This is a genomic window from Pseudomonas sp. LBUM1649 (assembly GCF_059716155.1).
Map to the genome: position 1 here is coordinate 446,040 of NZ_CP166807.1, position 15,737 is coordinate 461,776.

The 15,737-nt window shown below is 63.1% G+C and carries 16 protein-coding genes; all 16 read right to left on the reverse strand.

Going from position 1 to position 15,737, the window contains the following annotated elements; all coding sequences use genetic code 11:
* Positions 1-104 precede the first annotated feature (104 nt).
* From ACA058_RS01985 to ACA058_RS02060, 16 genes are read right to left on the reverse strand one after another with little or no spacing between them, the layout of a single operon-like run.
* Positions 105-1,331, reverse strand: coding sequence for a beta-ketoacyl-ACP synthase (locus ACA058_RS01985; RefSeq protein WP_497637603.1), 1,227 nt, complete (start codon positions 1,329-1,331; stop codon positions 105-107).
* A complete protein-coding gene (locus ACA058_RS01990) occupies positions 1,331-2,059 on the reverse strand; it encodes a 3-ketoacyl-ACP reductase FabG2 (RefSeq protein ID WP_497637604.1) in 729 nt (242 codons plus the stop codon). The genes ACA058_RS01985 and ACA058_RS01990 overlap by 1 nt, the downstream gene beginning before the upstream one ends.
* Complete coding sequence (locus ACA058_RS01995) at positions 2,056-2,517, reverse strand: hotdog family protein (RefSeq protein WP_497637605.1); 462 nt, start codon at positions 2,515-2,517, stop codon at positions 2,056-2,058. Before ACA058_RS01995 ends, ACA058_RS01990 begins: the two co-directional genes overlap by 4 nt.
* Positions 2,514-3,710 (reverse strand): beta-ketoacyl-[acyl-carrier-protein] synthase family protein, encoded by a 1,197-nt coding sequence (locus ACA058_RS02000; protein ID WP_497637606.1) that lies wholly within the window; start codon positions 3,708-3,710, stop codon positions 2,514-2,516. Before ACA058_RS02000 ends, ACA058_RS01995 begins: the two co-directional genes overlap by 4 nt.
* Positions 3,707-4,189 (reverse strand): hypothetical protein, encoded by a 483-nt coding sequence (locus ACA058_RS02005; RefSeq protein WP_497637607.1) that lies wholly within the window; start codon positions 4,187-4,189, stop codon positions 3,707-3,709. The genes ACA058_RS02000 and ACA058_RS02005 overlap by 4 nt, the downstream gene beginning before the upstream one ends.
* 46 nt (positions 4,190-4,235) lie before the next feature.
* Complete coding sequence (locus ACA058_RS02010) at positions 4,236-5,483, reverse strand: NAD(P)/FAD-dependent oxidoreductase (RefSeq protein ID WP_497637608.1); 1,248 nt, start codon at positions 5,481-5,483, stop codon at positions 4,236-4,238.
* Positions 5,470-6,630, reverse strand: coding sequence for a cation:proton antiporter (locus tag ACA058_RS02015; RefSeq protein WP_497637609.1), 1,161 nt, complete (start codon positions 6,628-6,630; stop codon positions 5,470-5,472). Before ACA058_RS02015 ends, ACA058_RS02010 begins: the two co-directional genes overlap by 14 nt.
* Positions 6,627-8,966, reverse strand: a complete 2,340-nt coding sequence (locus ACA058_RS02020) for an MMPL family transporter (protein WP_497637610.1) — start codon at positions 8,964-8,966, stop codon at positions 6,627-6,629. The genes ACA058_RS02015 and ACA058_RS02020 overlap by 4 nt, the downstream gene beginning before the upstream one ends.
* Positions 8,950-9,654 (reverse strand): outer membrane lipoprotein carrier protein LolA, encoded by a 705-nt coding sequence (locus tag ACA058_RS02025; protein WP_497637611.1) that lies wholly within the window; start codon positions 9,652-9,654, stop codon positions 8,950-8,952. Before ACA058_RS02025 ends, ACA058_RS02020 begins: the two co-directional genes overlap by 17 nt.
* Positions 9,651-10,076 carry an acyl-CoA thioesterase gene (locus ACA058_RS02030; RefSeq protein ID WP_497637612.1) on the reverse strand — a complete coding sequence of 142 codons (426 nt, stop codon included), beginning with the start codon at positions 10,074-10,076 and terminating at the stop codon, positions 9,651-9,653. Before ACA058_RS02030 ends, ACA058_RS02025 begins: the two co-directional genes overlap by 4 nt.
* A complete protein-coding gene (locus tag ACA058_RS02035; protein WP_497637613.1) occupies positions 10,069-11,613 on the reverse strand; it encodes an HAL/PAL/TAL family ammonia-lyase in 1,545 nt (514 codons plus the stop codon). The genes ACA058_RS02030 and ACA058_RS02035 overlap by 8 nt, the downstream gene beginning before the upstream one ends.
* On the reverse strand, positions 11,594-12,535 hold the full coding sequence (locus tag ACA058_RS02040; protein WP_497637614.1) for a lysophospholipid acyltransferase family protein: 942 nt from the start codon (positions 12,533-12,535) through the stop codon (positions 11,594-11,596). The genes ACA058_RS02035 and ACA058_RS02040 overlap by 20 nt, the downstream gene beginning before the upstream one ends.
* Positions 12,532-13,266: a glycosyltransferase family 2 protein gene (locus ACA058_RS02045; protein WP_497637615.1), complete on the reverse strand. Its 735-nt coding sequence runs from the start codon at positions 13,264-13,266 to the stop codon at positions 12,532-12,534. Before ACA058_RS02045 ends, ACA058_RS02040 begins: the two co-directional genes overlap by 4 nt.
* On the reverse strand, positions 13,259-14,938 hold the full coding sequence (locus tag ACA058_RS02050; RefSeq protein ID WP_497637616.1) for an acyl-CoA synthetase family protein: 1,680 nt from the start codon (positions 14,936-14,938) through the stop codon (positions 13,259-13,261). Before ACA058_RS02050 ends, ACA058_RS02045 begins: the two co-directional genes overlap by 8 nt.
* Positions 14,935-15,480, reverse strand: coding sequence for a COG4648 family protein (locus ACA058_RS02055; protein WP_497637617.1), 546 nt, complete (start codon positions 15,478-15,480; stop codon positions 14,935-14,937). Before ACA058_RS02055 ends, ACA058_RS02050 begins: the two co-directional genes overlap by 4 nt.
* On the reverse strand, positions 15,477-15,731 hold the full coding sequence (locus tag ACA058_RS02060; RefSeq protein WP_497637618.1) for an acyl carrier protein: 255 nt from the start codon (positions 15,729-15,731) through the stop codon (positions 15,477-15,479). The genes ACA058_RS02055 and ACA058_RS02060 overlap by 4 nt, the downstream gene beginning before the upstream one ends.
* Between the last annotated feature and the right edge of the window lie 6 nt (positions 15,732-15,737).

Sequence of the window (15,737 nt, forward strand, 5' to 3'; positions counted from 1 at the left end):
CGCGAGCAGGCTCGCTCCCACAGGGGATTGAAGTGCCCCCCAACGAGGCTGCGATCTTTTGATTTTTAAAGGCAAGATCAAAAGATCGCAGCCTGCGGCAGCTCCTACGACCAGCGCTTGAAAATCAGCGACGTATTAACCCCGCCAAACGCAAAATTATTGTTCATCACAAACTGATTACTCATCTGCCGAAACTCGCCACGCAGGTAGTCCAGCTTGCCGCAGTGCGGGTCGACTTCATCAAGGTTCAGGGTGTGTGCATACAGATCGCTGTTCATCATTTCGATGCTGAACCAGGACTCAAGCGCGCCACAGGCGCCAAGGGTGTGGCCGAGGAAGCTCTTTTGTGAACTGATCGGCATGTGTTCGCCGAACAGGCTGCTGGTGGCCAGGGTTTCGGCGATGTCGCCCTGTTCGGTGGCGGTGCCGTGACCGTTGACGTAGCCGATGTCGGCAGGGCTCAAGCCCGCGTCTTCCAGGGCCAGCTCCATGGCGCGGCGCATGGTGACTTGCTCCGGGCGGGTGGTGTGCTGGCCGTCGGCATTGCTGCCGAAACCGACGAGTTCGGCATGAATACGGGCACCCCGCGCCAGGGCGTGTTCCAGTTCTTCGAGCACCAGCATGCCGCCGCCTTCACCGATCACCAGGCCGTCGCGCCCTTTGTCGTAGGGGCGCGGGGTGGTGTGCGGGGCATTGTTTTTCAGGCTGGTGGCGTAGAGCGCGTCGAAGACCATGGCTTCGGTCGGGCACAGTTCCTCGGCACCGCCGGCGAGCATCAGCGGCAGACGGCCGAATTTGATGGCTTCGTAGGCATAGCCGATGCCCTGGCTGCCGCTGGTGCAAGCGCTGGAAGTGGGGATCAGGCGGCCGGTGAGGCCGAAGAAGATGCTGATGTTGGCCGCCGTGGTGTGCGGCATCATGCGCACGTAGGAATTGGCGTTCAGGCCTTCGGCCACCGAGTTGAGCAGCATGTTGCCGAACGCCTTGATTTCGTCGGTGCTGCCGGTGGAGGAGCCGCAGGCAACGCCCATGCGCCCGTCCTTGATCGATTCGTCACCGAGCAATCCGGCGTCGGCCAGCGCCTGCTCCGCCGCGCCGACGGCCAGCCGTGAAACGCGGCCCATGCTGCGCAGTTGTTTGCGCGTCCAGTGGCTGGGCACCTTGAAGTCATCGATAGGCCCGGCCAGGCGCGTATTGAGTTCGGTGAAGCGGTCCCATTCATCCATTCGACGGATGCCGCTGCGGTTGGCCGCGAAATGGCCGGCGATGGTTGCCCAATCGCTGCCCAGCGAGGTGATGCCGGCCATGCCGGTGACGACAACGCGTTTCATCAGCACAGGCCTCCATTGACGGCCAGAACCTGCCGGGTGATGTACGAGGCTTCCGCCGACATCAGGAAATTCACCGCGCCGGCCACCTCTTCAGGGGTGCCCATGCGTTGTGCGGGGATCATCTTAATCATTTCTTCCACCGGCACGTTTTCATCGAGCATGGCTGTGTCGATCAGGCCGGGTGCGACACAGTTGACGGTGATCTTGCGCTTGCCCAACTCGATCGCCAACGCCTTCGCGGCGCCGATCAATCCGGCCTTCGAGGCACTGTAGTTGACCTGACCGCGATTGCCGATCAAGCCGGACACCGAGGTGATGCAGACAATCCGCCCGGCGGCGCGCCGACGGATCATCGGCATCGTCAACGGGTGCAGCACGTTGTAGAAACCGTCCAGGTTGGTGCGCATCACCACATCCCAATCATCCTCGCTCAGCGCCGGAAAAGCACCGTCACGCGTCAGCCCGGCGTTGAGCACCACGCCGTAATAGGCGCCATGGGTTTCGACGTCGGCCTCAAGAATGGCCTTGCAACCGGCGCGGTCGGAGACATCGAATTGCAGGATGCGCGCGGTGCGACCCAGAGCCTCGATTTCGACTTGCACGGCTTGAGCATCCGCCAGGCCGCTGCGGCAATGCAGCACGATGTCATGCCCCGCCTGGGCCAGGCGCAGGGCGATGGCGCGGCCGATGCCACGGCTGGAACCGGTGACCAGTACGAATTCAGTCATGACTGGACTCCTTCGGATTCATGGAGATATTGAGCCGCCTGAGGCGGGCGATACACGTTCAGTCGGGCGCTGGCGTGAATGCCGGGTGCGTTGATGTGGCATTCGAACACGCCCATGCCGTTGTCATCTTCCAGCGAGCGGATGCCATGCAGGGTCAGCTCGGTGCCGGCGGGGAAACGGTCGACGTTGCATTCGAACTTGCGAGAACCGAGCAAAAAGCCCAGTTCCACTGCATCGCCACGCTGGCGCGCATGGCAACCGGCGAAGGCCGCGACGCTCTGGGCCATCAGCTCAATCCCGACCCAGGCCGGCAGGCTGCCGTCGGGGAGGTTGAACAGCCCGTCGGGCTTGACCCTGAGGCGGGTATGAATCTGCTCTTCATCGAATGCCAGGATCTGATCGATGAGGATCATATCGCCAGCATGGGGCAGCAGTTCGGCGAGCGGCCAGTCAATCATGGGGCGTCTCCGATAATCAGGCTGACGTTGTTGCCACCGAAGGCGAAGGAATTGCTCATCAGGTAGCGAGGTCCAGTGGACGCCAGGCGATCGGCGGGAGTCACCCATTTCAGGGCGGGCAGTTCGGGATCGGGTTGGCCGTCCCAGACATGCGGCGCCAGGCTGTGCTCGCGATTGTCGTCACTCAGGCTCAACCAGCAGAACGCGGCTTCCAGCGCGCCGGCCGCGCCAAGGGTATGACCGGTCATGGGTTTGGTCGAAGAACAGGGGACGCCGGCCGGGAACAATGCCGCCACCGCGTGGCTTTCCATGGCGTCGTTGTGTTGGGTGGCGGTGCCATGCAGGTTCAGGTAGGCGATCTGCTCAGGTTGCAGTCTGGCCCGGCTCAACGCCTTGCGCATCGCCTGTTGGGCGCCGCGGCCGGTGGGTTCCGGCGCGGAAATGTGGTGCGCATCGGAACTGGCGCCACTGCCCAGCAGGGCAATCGGTTGGCTTTCGCCAGGCTGTTTGCTCATCAGGAACAACACGGCCGCTTCGCCGATATTGATGCCGTTGCGGTTCACCGAAAACGGATTGCAGCGTTGCCCGGACACCGCTTCGAGTGCCGAGAACCCGTTGAGGGTCAGCTTGCACAGTGTGTCAACACCGCCGCACAGCACCACGTCGCACACGCCCAGGTCGAGCAGGCGCTGGGCACTCATCAATGCGCGTGCGCTGGAGGTGCAGGCGGTGGAAATCACATAGGCCGGGCCGCTCAATTGCAGCCAGTCGGCGAGAAAATTCGCCGGTGCGCCGAGTTCCTGTTGCTGGTAATCGTATTCGGCCGGGAATTGCTGTTCGCGCACATAGCGGGCCAGGCCCTGACTGGCTTCGTCGATGCCCGAAGTACTGGTGCCCAGCACGATACCGATGCGGTCGCAGCCGTAGGCCTGGATGGCCTGATCGATGTCGCCGCGAATTTGCAGCACGGCCTCCATCAGCAGTTGATTGTTGCGGCTGCGCTGGCGGGTCAGCTCTGCGGGAATCGGCACGAGTTCGCCAGGGACCGCGCCCACTGGCAACGACCGTTCCGCCACCCAACCGGCCTCGCTGCGCATGCCGGAGCAATCGCCGGCAAACAGGTTGCGCGCGACTTCGTGCTTGTCGCGGCCCAGGGCGCAGACGACCCCGAGGGCATTGAGGTAGGCCGTCATGGTGTATCACCGCTCAGGGGCGTGATTTGATATTTCGGGCCTTTGGGCAGGTTCAATTCAAAGCTCAATGGTTGTGAGTAACGGACGGCCCAGCGCTCTGGTAGCGAGCGTTGCGCCCCGTGTTGCCACGCCTCTGGGTAGTTGCCAGGCAGTTCATCCCTGGGTGTCAGCGCAAACAGCAACGCGGCGAACAGCTCCCGGGCTTCCGGGTTAGGCGGCAACAGGCCATCGGCGTGCCAACGGCCATCGATCAGTTTCAGACGGGCCTGCGGAATACCCAGCAAGTCCATCATCGACCAGCGTATGGCAGGGCCTTCACGCTGGATGACCAGTACCCAATCCAGTCGTTGTTCGGCTTGCAGGCGCTTGATGTGCAATTGCAGCGGCAACGCCACGCTCGGGGTCTGCTCGGGCAACGGCGCCTGGCTGGCGCAGGCGCTCAGCAACAGGATGCACCCGAGTAGCAGGAAACGCATCATCAGGCACACCCTTCAACGGGCTTTCGCAGCACGTTGCTCAAGTAGCTCATGTCGCATCCCTTGCACAGAGTTCTGACAGCATCCGCAGTCGACGTTTCGGTTCGGCGACGAATGGATTGCGCTCGTCCCAGGCATAACCGGCGAGGATCGAGCTGATCATGCGGCGGATTTCCGCAGCGCCACCACGGTAGTAAATCACGTCCTGGAAAGTCCCGGCGTACCAGCCCTCGACGTAGCAGCGGAACGTATCGACCCCGCGCTTGAGCGGTTCGGCGAACTCACGCTGCCAGTCAACGGACTCGCCTTGCAGCTGACGGTGCAGCACCGCGGCAGCCATGCTCGCCGAGCGCATGGCGATGGTCACGCCGGAGGAAAACACCGGGTCGAGGAATTCCGCCGCATTGCCCAGCAACGCAAAACCAGGCCCGTGCAGGGTTTTCACATTGGCCGAGTAACCGCCGATGGTGCGTGCGGGCGTGTCCCACACCGCGTTGTCCAGCACCCCGGCCAGGCTCGGGGTCTCGGCAATGAAGCCGCGCAGGCAATCGTCGAGGTTGTCGCTGCGGCCCTCGAAGTGTTCCGCCGCGGCCACCACGCCGACCGAGCAGCGGCCATTGCTGAACGGAATGGTCCAGAACCATATGTCACGCTGGACAGGATGGGTGGTGATGAGGATCTTGGTGCGATCGAAATTCGGCTTGTCGATATGGTCTTCGACATGGGTGAACACCGCCTGGCGTACCGGGAAATTCGACGGAGCTTCAAGGTCGAGCAAGCGCGGGAGGACGCGGCCGTAACCGCTGGCGTCGAGCATGAAGTCAGCCTCGATGCGGTACTCGCTGCCGTCTTCGCGCCGTACGCCGAGCAGCGGTTTGGCCTGATCGATATCGACGCTGACGATGGTCTCGCCATAGCGGATTTCCACGCCTTGCAACGCGGCCTGGTCAGCCAGCAGTTTGTCGAAATCGGCGCGCTGGACCTGAAAAGTCGTCGGCTTGCCCTGAGTGAATGTGTCGCCGAAATCGAAGGTGCTGTAGCGCTCGCCCCAGGCGAACGCGGCCCCGGTTTTCAATTGGAAACCCGCCGCATTGACGGCGTCGAGCATGCCCGCTTCTTCAACGAAATCCAGGCAGTGGGACAAAAGGCTTTCGCCGATGGAAAACCGCGGGAAATGCTGGCGCTCGATCACCAGTACGTCATGCCCCTTGCGCTTGAGCAGTGCGGCGGCGATGGCGCCCGACGGACCTGCGCCGATGACTACGATCTGGCGACGTTGCGTTTCAACGGTTGGCATGGGGGCTCCTTGCCTGGGCGGCAGCTATCAATGGGATCCGGTGCATGCCGGCCAGGGCCGGCAGCAGGGTCGCGACCAGGCCCATCAGCATCAACGCAAAGTACAGCGCCGGGCTGATGAGCTGTTGTTGCAGTAGCAGGTTGAGAAAGACGATCTCGCTCAAGCCGCGGATATTCAGCAGCACGCTTTCCCGCCAGCGGCTGGCGCCCTGGAACGAGGCGCCGGCCCAGCCAAGGCCGAGCCAGTTGCCCAGCAGCTTGCTGGCAATCGGCAACAGCAACAGGGCCGCCAGCTGCGCCCAGCCGAGGCTGTCCATTGCGCTGTGCACGTTGATCTGCACGATACCGAACGTGAGTATCAGGGGAATGGCAATGTACGTCTGCAGGCGGCTCATCCAGATCGCCGGCAACGGCAGGACCAGCGGCGCCTTGAGTGCCGCCATGATCAGTACATAGCCGATGCCGAAAATCAGGGCATTGAGCTTGTAGTGTTCAGCAACCACCAGCAACACGAAAAAGCCCAGGCTGTACAGCCACGTCTGACGCAGGCCCAGTAACCGCAGGAGCACGGGCAGGCACGCGCCGGCCAAGGGTAGCAGCAGGCTGCTCAGATGCAGGCTGCCCTGGGCGAAGGCGAACAGGGTCCAGCAAGCCAGGTCGATGATGATCGCGGTCTGCACCAGTCGCCGGGTGGCGGCGTGGGGGTAATCGATGTGCCGCAGGTACAGGTACAACACCGGGATCGCGGTAATGGCGAACAGCAAGCCGACCGCCAGCGAACTTATCCAGGGTTGCGGTGGCAGCAGCCAGATGGCCGTGGCCAGGCCGCAGGCGAACGGAACGCAGAAACTCGGCAGGGCGATTTTCAGGCTCTGGCGATCCAGTTGCAGATCGATCACATCGCTGAGGATATAGCCCAGCAGCAGCGCGAAACTCAGGCTGTAGAGATGCTTCAGCCAGGCCGGTGACACCAGCGCCGCGCCGCTCAGTTGCCATTGGGGTTCGATCCAGAAGTACATCAGCAATGGCAAGCCGAGGGTCGCCAGCAACAACTGGCTGACGATTGGAATCAGGCCGAAATGGCGACCGACCCGGGTCGCTACGGCGAACAGTACCAGGGCCATCGCCCAAAACAGCGCAATCATCATGTTGTCGGTTCCGTGAGGCTGGCGGCATGCACCTGGCGACCGGCCCAGGGCGCGAGCAGGAAGCTGAAGATCAGGCCCAGGCTCACTGACAGGCCGAAGTTGCTCACCGCGGGTGTGCTCGAAACCGCCAGCAGGCCGAACGACAGCCAGGTGGTCAGTGCGGCCAGCAAGGTACCCAGCAGGCTCACGGCGGCGCCGCCGACCTGTTCGCGCATGAGGATGGCGTAGTCGACGCTGATCGCCGTCACCAGCAGCAGGCCGAACAGACTGAACAGGGTCAGCGGCTGCCCCAGCCAGCCGAGACTGGCCAGGCTGCACAATGCCGCCAGCAATGGCAGGGACACAATGCGCAGCGCGCCGCCAAGACCGAACGGCAGGATAAGCACCAGCACGATTAGCACGCAGGAGGCGAGTTTCAGTTCGGCGGCACTTATCTGGGTGGCGGCGAACACGCTGTTCAACTCGCCCAGTCGATCCACCAGTTGCACGCCTGGCAAATCCTCGGCTTGTACCCGCAACAGGGCAGGATTGTTCAGGCCCTGCAAGCTGACCATCGCCGCCACGCCGTCAGCGGTCGGCCCCAGCCACAACAGGCGATAAGGCTCGGCCAACGGACCGGCCAGCGCGCTGTCGATGTCTTCGACGGGCAGTGCTTGCAATTGGCTCAACTCCGCTTGCAGCGCCTGTGCCGGTACGCCGACATCGAGCAACGGCTGCCAGAACGCCGGCAATCTGCTCAACGCTTCGCGCACCTTGCGCTGTTCGCTGGGCGGGCTGACCAGTTGATTGAGCGACAGGTAACCCTGGAGTTTCTCCAGGTTGACCAACTGATCCAGACGTTCACTCAGGGCGCTCTGGCGTTCGAGCAATTGCTGTTGGTCGGCCGCCTGCACCAGGAAGAACTGGCTGGTGGGTTGATAGCCAGTGATTCGCGCAATGGTCTGCGCTTCGTCAGTCAACTGCTGCGGCGCGCCCACCCACTGGCGGATGTCGTTCCGGGTCTCGAGCTGCAGCAGGCCGCCGGCACAAAAAGCGATCAGCAGCGCCAGCAATACCGGCGTGCTCAAATGCCTGAGCAGCGCTTCGCGGCGTCCCAGTAAAAACTCGCAAAGCCGCAGTGGCCATAGCGCCGGGCGCAGCTCGGCACCCTTGAGCAGCGCTGGCAACAGGCACACCGCGGACAGATAGGCACCCAGCAGACCCGCAGCCGAGAATACGGCAATCTGGGTCAGCGCCGGGAATGGCGTCCAGGCCAGGGCCAGGTAGCCGATGGCGCTGGTGACCAGGCTCAGGGTCAGGCCCGGCAAGGTCAGGCGTAGCGCCGGCCAGCTGTGCCAGGGTTTCAGGCTCCAGCTCTTGGACAGGTAATGCAGCGGGTAATCGACGGCGACACCGATCAGGCTCGAACCCAACACCAGCGTCATCACATGCATGTGGCCGAACAGTGCCACGCAGGCCACCGCGCCGAACAGCATGCCCACCAGCACGGGGACAAACGCCAGCAGGACACGCCAGCGGCGGAAGGCCAGCAACAGCAACAACAGGATCCCGACGGTGGCACCGCCACCGACCCAGGTCATCTCGCGGGAAGCCTGGCGCTGGCCGTTGGCCGCGTACAACAAACCACTCGCGGCGAGCAGTTGCACATCGGCCCGGGCGGCCTGCTCACGGCTGTGCTGGAGCAGGTCGGCCACCTGCAGCGGCAGGTTCATATCGAAAGCATTGCCGGTGGTGCGCGCCCGCAACAGCACCCAGTGCTTGCCATCGGCCTCGGCGATCAAGGCGCCACTGCCAAGGTCCAATTGCACGGCACCGTGCTGTGGCTGGCTGTTCTGGATGCGCCCGGTCAGGCCCAGCCAGTCATCCTGGCTCGGCACCAGGCTGAAACCGGTGAACGGGTCAAACAGCGCCTGCACCCGTTGCTGGATAAAGGCATCGGGGTGCTCGATCAACTGCTCGCGATCTTCTGCCGCGAGCATGGCCAGTCGGCCTTGCAGCAGTTGCGTGCGCAGGGCCGGCAGGTCGGCCTGCAGGTTCCATTGGACCTTTTCGAACAGGCCGCTGGCTTGCCACTGATCCCCCAGTGTCTGCGCCATGGCAATGGCTTGCTGGCGATCGGTGTGGCCCACCAGCACCAGCATTTCGCGGTTCAGCGGTTCTTGCATGCGCTGTTCGGCGCGCAGTTCCAGCGCATCCGGCGCGGTGCCGGGCACCAGTTCCATCAGGTTGGCCGACAGCGGAGCGCCGTCGCGCCATTGCCAGCCGGCGAGCGCCAGCACTGCCAGCAGCAGGATCAGGAACAGCCACGGCAGCCTGCGTTCACTCGGCAAAGTCATGTTGCTCCGTGTCGCTCAACGGTTGCGCGCTGGTGCTGTCCTGCATGCGCAACAACGTGCTGTCGCCCTGGGTTTCCAGCAACTCGATGCTGTGGACCAGTTCGCCGCCGGTGATGTTGATCTGGTTGAACACCTGCTTGAGTAGCATCGAGCGTGGCGTCAACGTCAGGGTCCAGTTCTGTGCATCGCCACTGAGCGACAGCTCGAAATCCCGTTGCAGTCCGCTGCTGTCGCCTTGCAGAACGGCGAGGAACAAGCGGTTCTGCTCGGCACCGGCACCCTTGCCCGGCAACATCTGCCAGCCGCTGGCATCACGCCGGGCAATGCCGGTGGTGGTGATGCGGTAGTCCTGTTGCAACGGCGTTTTCAGCAGCCACAACAAACCGTGATTTTTCGCCAGGACGAAAGTGCCCTTGCTGGTCAGTGGCTGGGGCAGGGCACGCAGGCGTTTTTCCTGGATGAAGTGGCCATGGATGACATCGGGCCTGGCCAGTTGCTCGCTGAGCTGTTGCAGGTCGAAGGCATTGGCCAGCCCTGGAATGCCCAGTAACACGCAGAACACCGTAGGAGCGAGCATGCTCGCGAAAATCCTGAGAGCGCCGCGGGGTGTCAGGCGCCCAGCGTCATCGTTAACGACCATCGCGAGCAAGCTCGCTCCTACAGGGGAACGAGGCTGGCAGAAAATCATGGCAGGGCCCTCTCTACGGCGTCGGTGAACACCTTCGGCGAGGCCAATTGCATTTCGCGATTGCTCATGTCGACGGCGACCTGTACGGAAACGCCACGGGTCAGGCGTTCGCCGGTTTCCAGGTCGCTGATCAGGTAATTGATCTTCAACCTGTTCTCCCATTCCACCAGATTGGCGCGCACGTTGAGCTTCTGGCCGAACTGCGCACCGCGCACGTAGCGCAATTGCAGATCGATCACCGGCCACGCGTAGCCCGACTCGGACATCGCTGTATAGTTGTGGCCGATCTTGTCCAGCAAGGCGCAGCGGGCGATTTCCAGGTATTTGACGTAATGGCCGTGCCAGACGACGTTCATCCTGTCGACGTCGAAGAACGGCACGAGGATTTGCGTATCGGTGTAAAGCACTCCCTTGCTACGCATGCAGCCTCCAGTGTTGTGCGGCGATACGTTGCAGGCACAGGCGCAATTCGCCTTCCAGCGCGCGGTCTTCAATGACCGGCGGGAAATCCTTGGCCAATGCTTCATGCATGGCCGCGAGGGCCGGTGGCAGCGGTCGCGCATCCTCGGCCTGAGCGCGCAGCCAGACGCCCTGATTGGCCGCCAGCAAGGTGGCGGCGGCGACCTGTTCGGTCAGTTCCAGCACGCGGATCGCATCACGGGCCGCGATGGTGCCCATGCTCACCTTGTCCTGGTTGTGGCACTCGGTGGAACGCGAGAAAACGCTGGCGGGCATGGTGTTTTTCAGCGCTTCGGCGGTCCAGGCGCTGGTGCCGATCTGCACGGCCTTGAAGCCGTGGTTGAGCATGGCGCGGTCGGCCGTGGCACCGGACAGGTTGCTGGGTAAACCGTGGTTGTAGCGCTCATCCACCAACAGGGCGAGTTGTCGATCCAGCAGGTCGGCGACGTTGGCCACGAGGTTTTTCAGGCTGTCCATGGCGAACGCGATGTGCCCGCCGTAGAAGTGCCCGCCGTGCAGCACTCGCTCGGCCTCGGCATCGATGATCGGGTTGTCGTTGGCGCTGTTGAGTTCGATTTCAATGAACGAGCGCAGCCAGTTCAGGCTGTCGGCCAGCACACCGAGGACGTGGGGGGCGCAACGCAGCGAGTAGCGGTCCTGCAGACGATGCAGCGGTGCGGTCGGCGCTTCGATGGCCAGATCCTTGCGCAGCCACGCGGCGACTTGCATCTGCCCCGGGTGCGGTTTGGCGGCGAACAGACGCTCGTCGAAATGCTCCGGGTTGCCTTGCAGCGCAACCACGTTCAGCGCGGTGATGCGCGTGGCCAGTTGCAGCAGGTAATCGGCGCGGGCGTACGCCAGGCAGGCGAGCCCGGTCATCACGGCGGTGCCGTTCATCAGTGCCAAGGCTTCCTTGGGACGCAGCACCAGCGGCTGCCAGCCGAGTTCGCGGTGCACATCGGCGGCTTGCCGGCGCTCGCCGCGATACATCACTTCACGCTCGCCGGACAGTGTGGCGGCGACGTACGACAGCGGCGTCAGATCACCGCTGGCGCCGACCGAACCTTCTTCCGGAATCAGCGGCAGGATGTCGTGTTCAAGGAACGCTTGCAGGCGTTCCAGCAGCTCCACGCGCACCCCGGATACACCCTGGCACAGCGACTGCAAGCGTGCCGCCAGCACCGCACGGGTGGCCTGCGCGTCAAGCAGCTTGCCCAGGCCGCAGCCGTGGAAGGTGTACAGATGACGCGGCAAGGCCTCGACGTGATGCAACGGCACCGCCACCACACAGGAATCGCCGTAGCCGGTGGTCACGCCGTAGATCACGCCTTCCTTGTCGAGCAGGGAATCAAGGAACTGCGCGCCTTTGGCAATGCGCTGGCGGAACTGGGGGTCGCCCTGCAACTGAGTCGGCGCGTGGCGGTTGGCCAGGGCCAACACATCGTCGATGCGCAAAGGGCGTTCGCCGAAGATTACAGGCTCAAGCGTTGGCGTCGTCATCGGTCTTCCAGAAAGGGTAAAAGTTGAACCATTGTTGGGGCGCTTCGAGGCAATAGTGACTCAGGCGCTCGGCATAGCGAGAGGCCCACTGATGAATGACCTGTTCACGGTCGCTGCGTTTCCAGGTGATCGCGTCAGCGAAGGGTTCGAGGGTCAGTCGATAATCGCCATCGGGTTTCTTCAGGCACAGCAGCAGGTTGACCGGGCATTTCAGCAGTCCGGCCAGCAGCCACGGCCCTTGCGGGAATTTTGCCGGGTGACCCAGGAAGTCCACGGTCACGCTACGCCCGCCGTGCAGCGGCACGCGATCGCCGGCAATCGCCAGCCATTCGCCGCGTTCCAGGCGTTCGTGCAGTTGCAGCATGATTACCGGGTCCAGTTCACTGACCTGAATCAGCCGCAGATTGGTCGCACCAGCTTCGCCCAGCAAACGGTTGAACCGCTCGGCGTGCTTGGTGTGCACCAGCACGTTCATGGTGACCTTTTCGCCGATCTCCGCCAGTGCGCGGCAGACTTCGAGGTTGCCCAGGTGTGCGCCCACCAGCATTTGCCCGCGTGTGCCGCGTAACTGGTTGCGCAGCAGCGCCGGGTCAATGATTTCGATTTGCTCGATGCTCAGCTTGCCGTTCCACACGTCGAGCTTGTCGAGCAGGGAGTCGGCGAAGGCCATGAACTGGCCGAACACCCGCCTATGGCTCGGGCGCAGGTCGTCGCGACCGCTCCAGTCGGCGAGCCGTTGCTGGTACTGCCAGGCACTATGACGGGCGCTGCGGCCGAACAGGAAAAAGTACAACACGATGCCGTAAAGCAGTGGGCTCAGCAGTCGACGACCCAGCAATCTGGCGGCGACCGCGGTGAATTTCATCAGCCAGAAGCTGCCGCGCTCCTCGCGGTCGGCCCAGTGTTGCTTGTCGGCGTTCATGTTCGCCACCGTCGCCAGAGGATCACCGGCGAGCGCAGCAGCATGCCGAAGAACAACCGGGTGTGCATGCTCGTAATCAGCACGTTGTCGTGGAACATGCGGAAATGCGAAACACCGTCCAGCGGGTAATGGACTCTGGTTTGCAGCCATTGCATCGGCGTTGCGCGCCATGCCAGACGGACCAGGATGTCCGAGTCGAAGTCCATGCGCTTGCCGATCTTCGCCGATTCGATCAACGCCAGGACCGGGAGCAAGGGATAGAGGCGATAGCCGCACATGGAATCGCGAATCTGCAGCGACAGGGTGTTGATCCAGACCATGACGTGGGTCAGGTAGCGGGCGTACAAACGACCCTTGGGCACGCTGTCGTCAAATAGCGGATAGCCGCAGATCACGGCCTCGGGATGGGCGCGCGAGAGTTCGACAAAACGTTGCACATCCTGCAGGTCGTGCTGGCCGTCGGCGTCCACCTGCAAGGCGTGGCTGAAACCCAGGCGCGATGCTTCTCGAAAACCGGTCATCACCGCACCGCCCTTGCCCTGGTTAGCGGCGAGGCGGATCAGATGCACGTTGTCGCGCTGGGCCAATTGATCGAGCACCCTGGCGCAGGCCGGGCTGCTGGCGTCGTCCACCAGAATGCACGGCAGTTTGCTGGCGAGCAGCGCATCAACCACGGTGGTGATCGCGGTTTCGTGATTATAGACCGGGATGATGGCGCAGGGGTTATGCATGCGCCGTCTCCAACAAAATCCGCCCACTGGAGCAGGTGGCGGTTTCATTGCGGTAGGCAAAATACAATTTGTTGCGGGTCGGGTCGAAACGCAGGTGCAGCTGGACTTCGTCGCCGGGACGCACCAGTTGCTGGAACTTCAGCACTTCCATACCGGCGAATTTCTCCGGCAGGTGCATCAGTTGCTGGCCCAGGTGCAGCGCCCACTCCACCTGCACCACACCGGGCAACACCGGAGCCGTTGGAAAGTGCCCGCTAAAATAGGCAAGATCCGGCGGCACGGCCAGTTGCAGGCTCCACTCACCGTTGGCTTCGACCTGTTCCAGCACCTGCGGCGTCTTGGGACGCGGTGCCAGCAGCAGGGCTTCGACGTCGGCCTGGGGCAGTTTGCCCTGGGCGTTCAGCGGCAGTTGTTGCAGCAGGCGCCAGCGTCTGGGCAAGGCCAGGGCTTCACAATGCAGGCTCAGGTGTTGACGCAGTTGTTCCGTGAGTGTGCGTCGACCCTGATTGCGCAGCACATGCAGGCCCGCGTCAGTCAGGACCAACAACGCGCCCAACGAGGCGCGGTTTTCCTGGACGACACCCAGGCGCGCTTCGGCCACCCAGTCGTGGGCCATCAGCGCCTGCTCCAGCATCGGCAGGGAGATCCGTTTCTCTTCCAGCTTGACGATCCGGTCCAGTCGTCCGAGCAGTTCGAACCGGCCGTCAGCCGTGATTCGCGCGGCATCGGCCGTGTGCTCGATATGACCGTCAGGCAAGTAAGGCGAGGCAATGAGCAAAGCACCCTCGTTGTCCTGGCTCAACTGGACGCCAGCAAAGGGCTGCCACAGTGACTGGCTCTGGCGCCAGGCTATGCCGCCGGTTTCCGAACTGCCGAAAATTTCCGTGGGCCATTGGTGCAGGCGCTCATGCAGGCTCTGCGCGGCCTCGGCCGGCAGCGCGCCACCGGAAGAAAATACCCGACGCACCGCGCTCAGCGCCGGCCAGTCGAGGTTGTCGCCCATGCGCTTGAGCAAGGCCGGGCTGGCAACCCAGGCGAAGGCCGGGTGCTCGCGACTGGCACGCTGCAAGTCTTCCGGGAAGGCCAGTTGTCTGCGAACGAACGGGCGCCCCGCGCACAGTGGCCACAGTACCCGGAATAGCAGGCCATAGATGTGCTGGGTGGCGACGCTGCCAATGATGCAAGTCGAGCCCAGGTCGGCGCCCCATAGCCGCTCCAGGGCCTGGACTTCATTGGCCAGTTGGCGCAGGGTTTTTTCGATGCGCTTGGGCTCACCGCTAGAGCCGGAGGTGCACAGGCTCAGCGAGCAGCCCTCAAGGTCGAGGGCGGCGGCGCCAAGGGGTGGATCCTGGTAATCGCCCAGGTGTGCATCGTCGGGCTGATCGGTGAGCCATAAATCCACTTCGCCGGACCAACGCTGGCGGGTCTGCGGTTGCAGGTCGGCAGGCAGCAACACGCTGGCCCCGGCACGCCAGGCGCCCAACAGGGCAATCGCCAGGTCGGCGGCGTCTTCAAGATGCACGGCAATGCGCCGCACCCCCCGGGTTTGCAGGCTGGCGGCCAGGCGCAGGGCCTGCTCGCGCAATTGTGCGTGATCAAGCTGCGGTTCGGCCGTCACGGCACGCTCCGGCTCGGCCTTGAGCAGCAGATGCTCAAGTTTTATCCAGTTCATGGGCGGCCTCGTACCCGTTGTCGTATTAGCCATTCAATGGCAAACATCAGGCCTATCAATCCGTAGGAGATCAGGCCGGTGTACAGCATCCACCAGCTTAGCGGCGCCCACAGTGTCAGGGCTGCAGCGCAGATCCCATTGCACAGAAAAAATACGCACCAGGCGATGGTCACGTGGCGGGTATAGCGGATGGCCCTGACCGGCAAGTGCGCTTCGCGCAGGCGGGCCAGGCGTTCGACCATCGGCGAGCCGTACTTCAGGCTCAGTCCGAACAGTCCCAGCATGAACCCGCTGATCAATACCGGATACCAACGCAGCAGCACCGGACTGTCGAACAGCGCCAGCAACAGGCAGAACAGGATGGCCACGCCAGCCATCCACGAACTGCCTGGCCGTCGCTTCCCGGTCAGCGCGCGGGCCAGCCACAGGCTGCCCAACAGCAGGCCGAACTGCCACGGGGCGAAATGCTCCATGCCGAAATACACCGCAAAAGGGTATAGCAAGCCCGCCAGCAGCAGGCCGAGGCCGATCAGTCGACTCATGCGGCCGGTTGAACCAGACGGTAGACCGCCTCGACCACGTCGCTGACGGTACGCACGGATTTGAATTCTTCGGCCGCGATTTTCTTGCCGGTCTGGCGCTTGATGTGATCGATCAGGTCGACCGCGTCGATGCTGTCGATTTCCAGGTCCTGGTACAGGTTGGATTCGAGGCTCACCCGTTCGGGGTCCAGTTCGAACAGCTCGACCAAGGCTTCGCGCAGGGTGTTGAAAATGTCGTCACGAGTTTGCATGGTCCG

Coding starts and splice junctions, on each gene's coding strand:
- ACA058_RS02045 (WP_497637615.1), bottom strand. CDS start 13,266: ATGCATAACCCCTGCGCCATCATCCCGGTCTATAATCACGAAACCGCG.
- ACA058_RS01995 (WP_497637605.1), bottom strand. CDS start 2,517: ATGATTGACTGGCCGCTCGCCGAACTGCTGCCCCATGCTGGCGATATG.
- ACA058_RS02020 (WP_497637610.1), bottom strand. CDS start 8,966: ATGACTTTGCCGAGTGAACGCAGGCTGCCGTGGCTGTTCCTGATCCTG.
- ACA058_RS02005 (WP_497637607.1), bottom strand. CDS start 4,189: ATGATGCGTTTCCTGCTACTCGGGTGCATCCTGTTGCTGAGCGCCTGC.
- ACA058_RS02030 (WP_497637612.1), bottom strand. CDS start 10,076: ATGCGTAGCAAGGGAGTGCTTTACACCGATACGCAAATCCTCGTGCCG.
- ACA058_RS02050 (WP_497637616.1), bottom strand. CDS start 14,938: ATGAACTGGATAAAACTTGAGCATCTGCTGCTCAAGGCCGAGCCGGAG.
- ACA058_RS02055 (WP_497637617.1), bottom strand. CDS start 15,480: ATGAGTCGACTGATCGGCCTCGGCCTGCTGCTGGCGGGCTTGCTATAC.
- ACA058_RS02025 (WP_497637611.1), bottom strand. CDS start 9,654: ATGATTTTCTGCCAGCCTCGTTCCCCTGTAGGAGCGAGCTTGCTCGCG.
- ACA058_RS02015 (WP_497637609.1), bottom strand. CDS start 6,630: ATGATGATTGCGCTGTTTTGGGCGATGGCCCTGGTACTGTTCGCCGTA.
- ACA058_RS02000 (WP_497637606.1), bottom strand. CDS start 3,710: ATGACGGCCTACCTCAATGCCCTCGGGGTCGTCTGCGCCCTGGGCCGC.
- ACA058_RS02060 (WP_497637618.1), bottom strand. CDS start 15,731: ATGCAAACTCGTGACGACATTTTCAACACCCTGCGCGAAGCCTTGGTC.
- ACA058_RS02040 (WP_497637614.1), bottom strand. CDS start 12,535: ATGAACGCCGACAAGCAACACTGGGCCGACCGCGAGGAGCGCGGCAGC.
- ACA058_RS01990 (WP_497637604.1), bottom strand. CDS start 2,059: ATGACTGAATTCGTACTGGTCACCGGTTCCAGCCGTGGCATCGGCCGC.
- ACA058_RS02035 (WP_497637613.1), bottom strand. CDS start 11,613: ATGACGACGCCAACGCTTGAGCCTGTAATCTTCGGCGAACGCCCTTTG.
- ACA058_RS01985 (WP_497637603.1), bottom strand. CDS start 1,331: ATGAAACGCGTTGTCGTCACCGGCATGGCCGGCATCACCTCGCTGGGC.
- ACA058_RS02010 (WP_497637608.1), bottom strand. CDS start 5,483: ATGCCAACCGTTGAAACGCAACGTCGCCAGATCGTAGTCATCGGCGCA.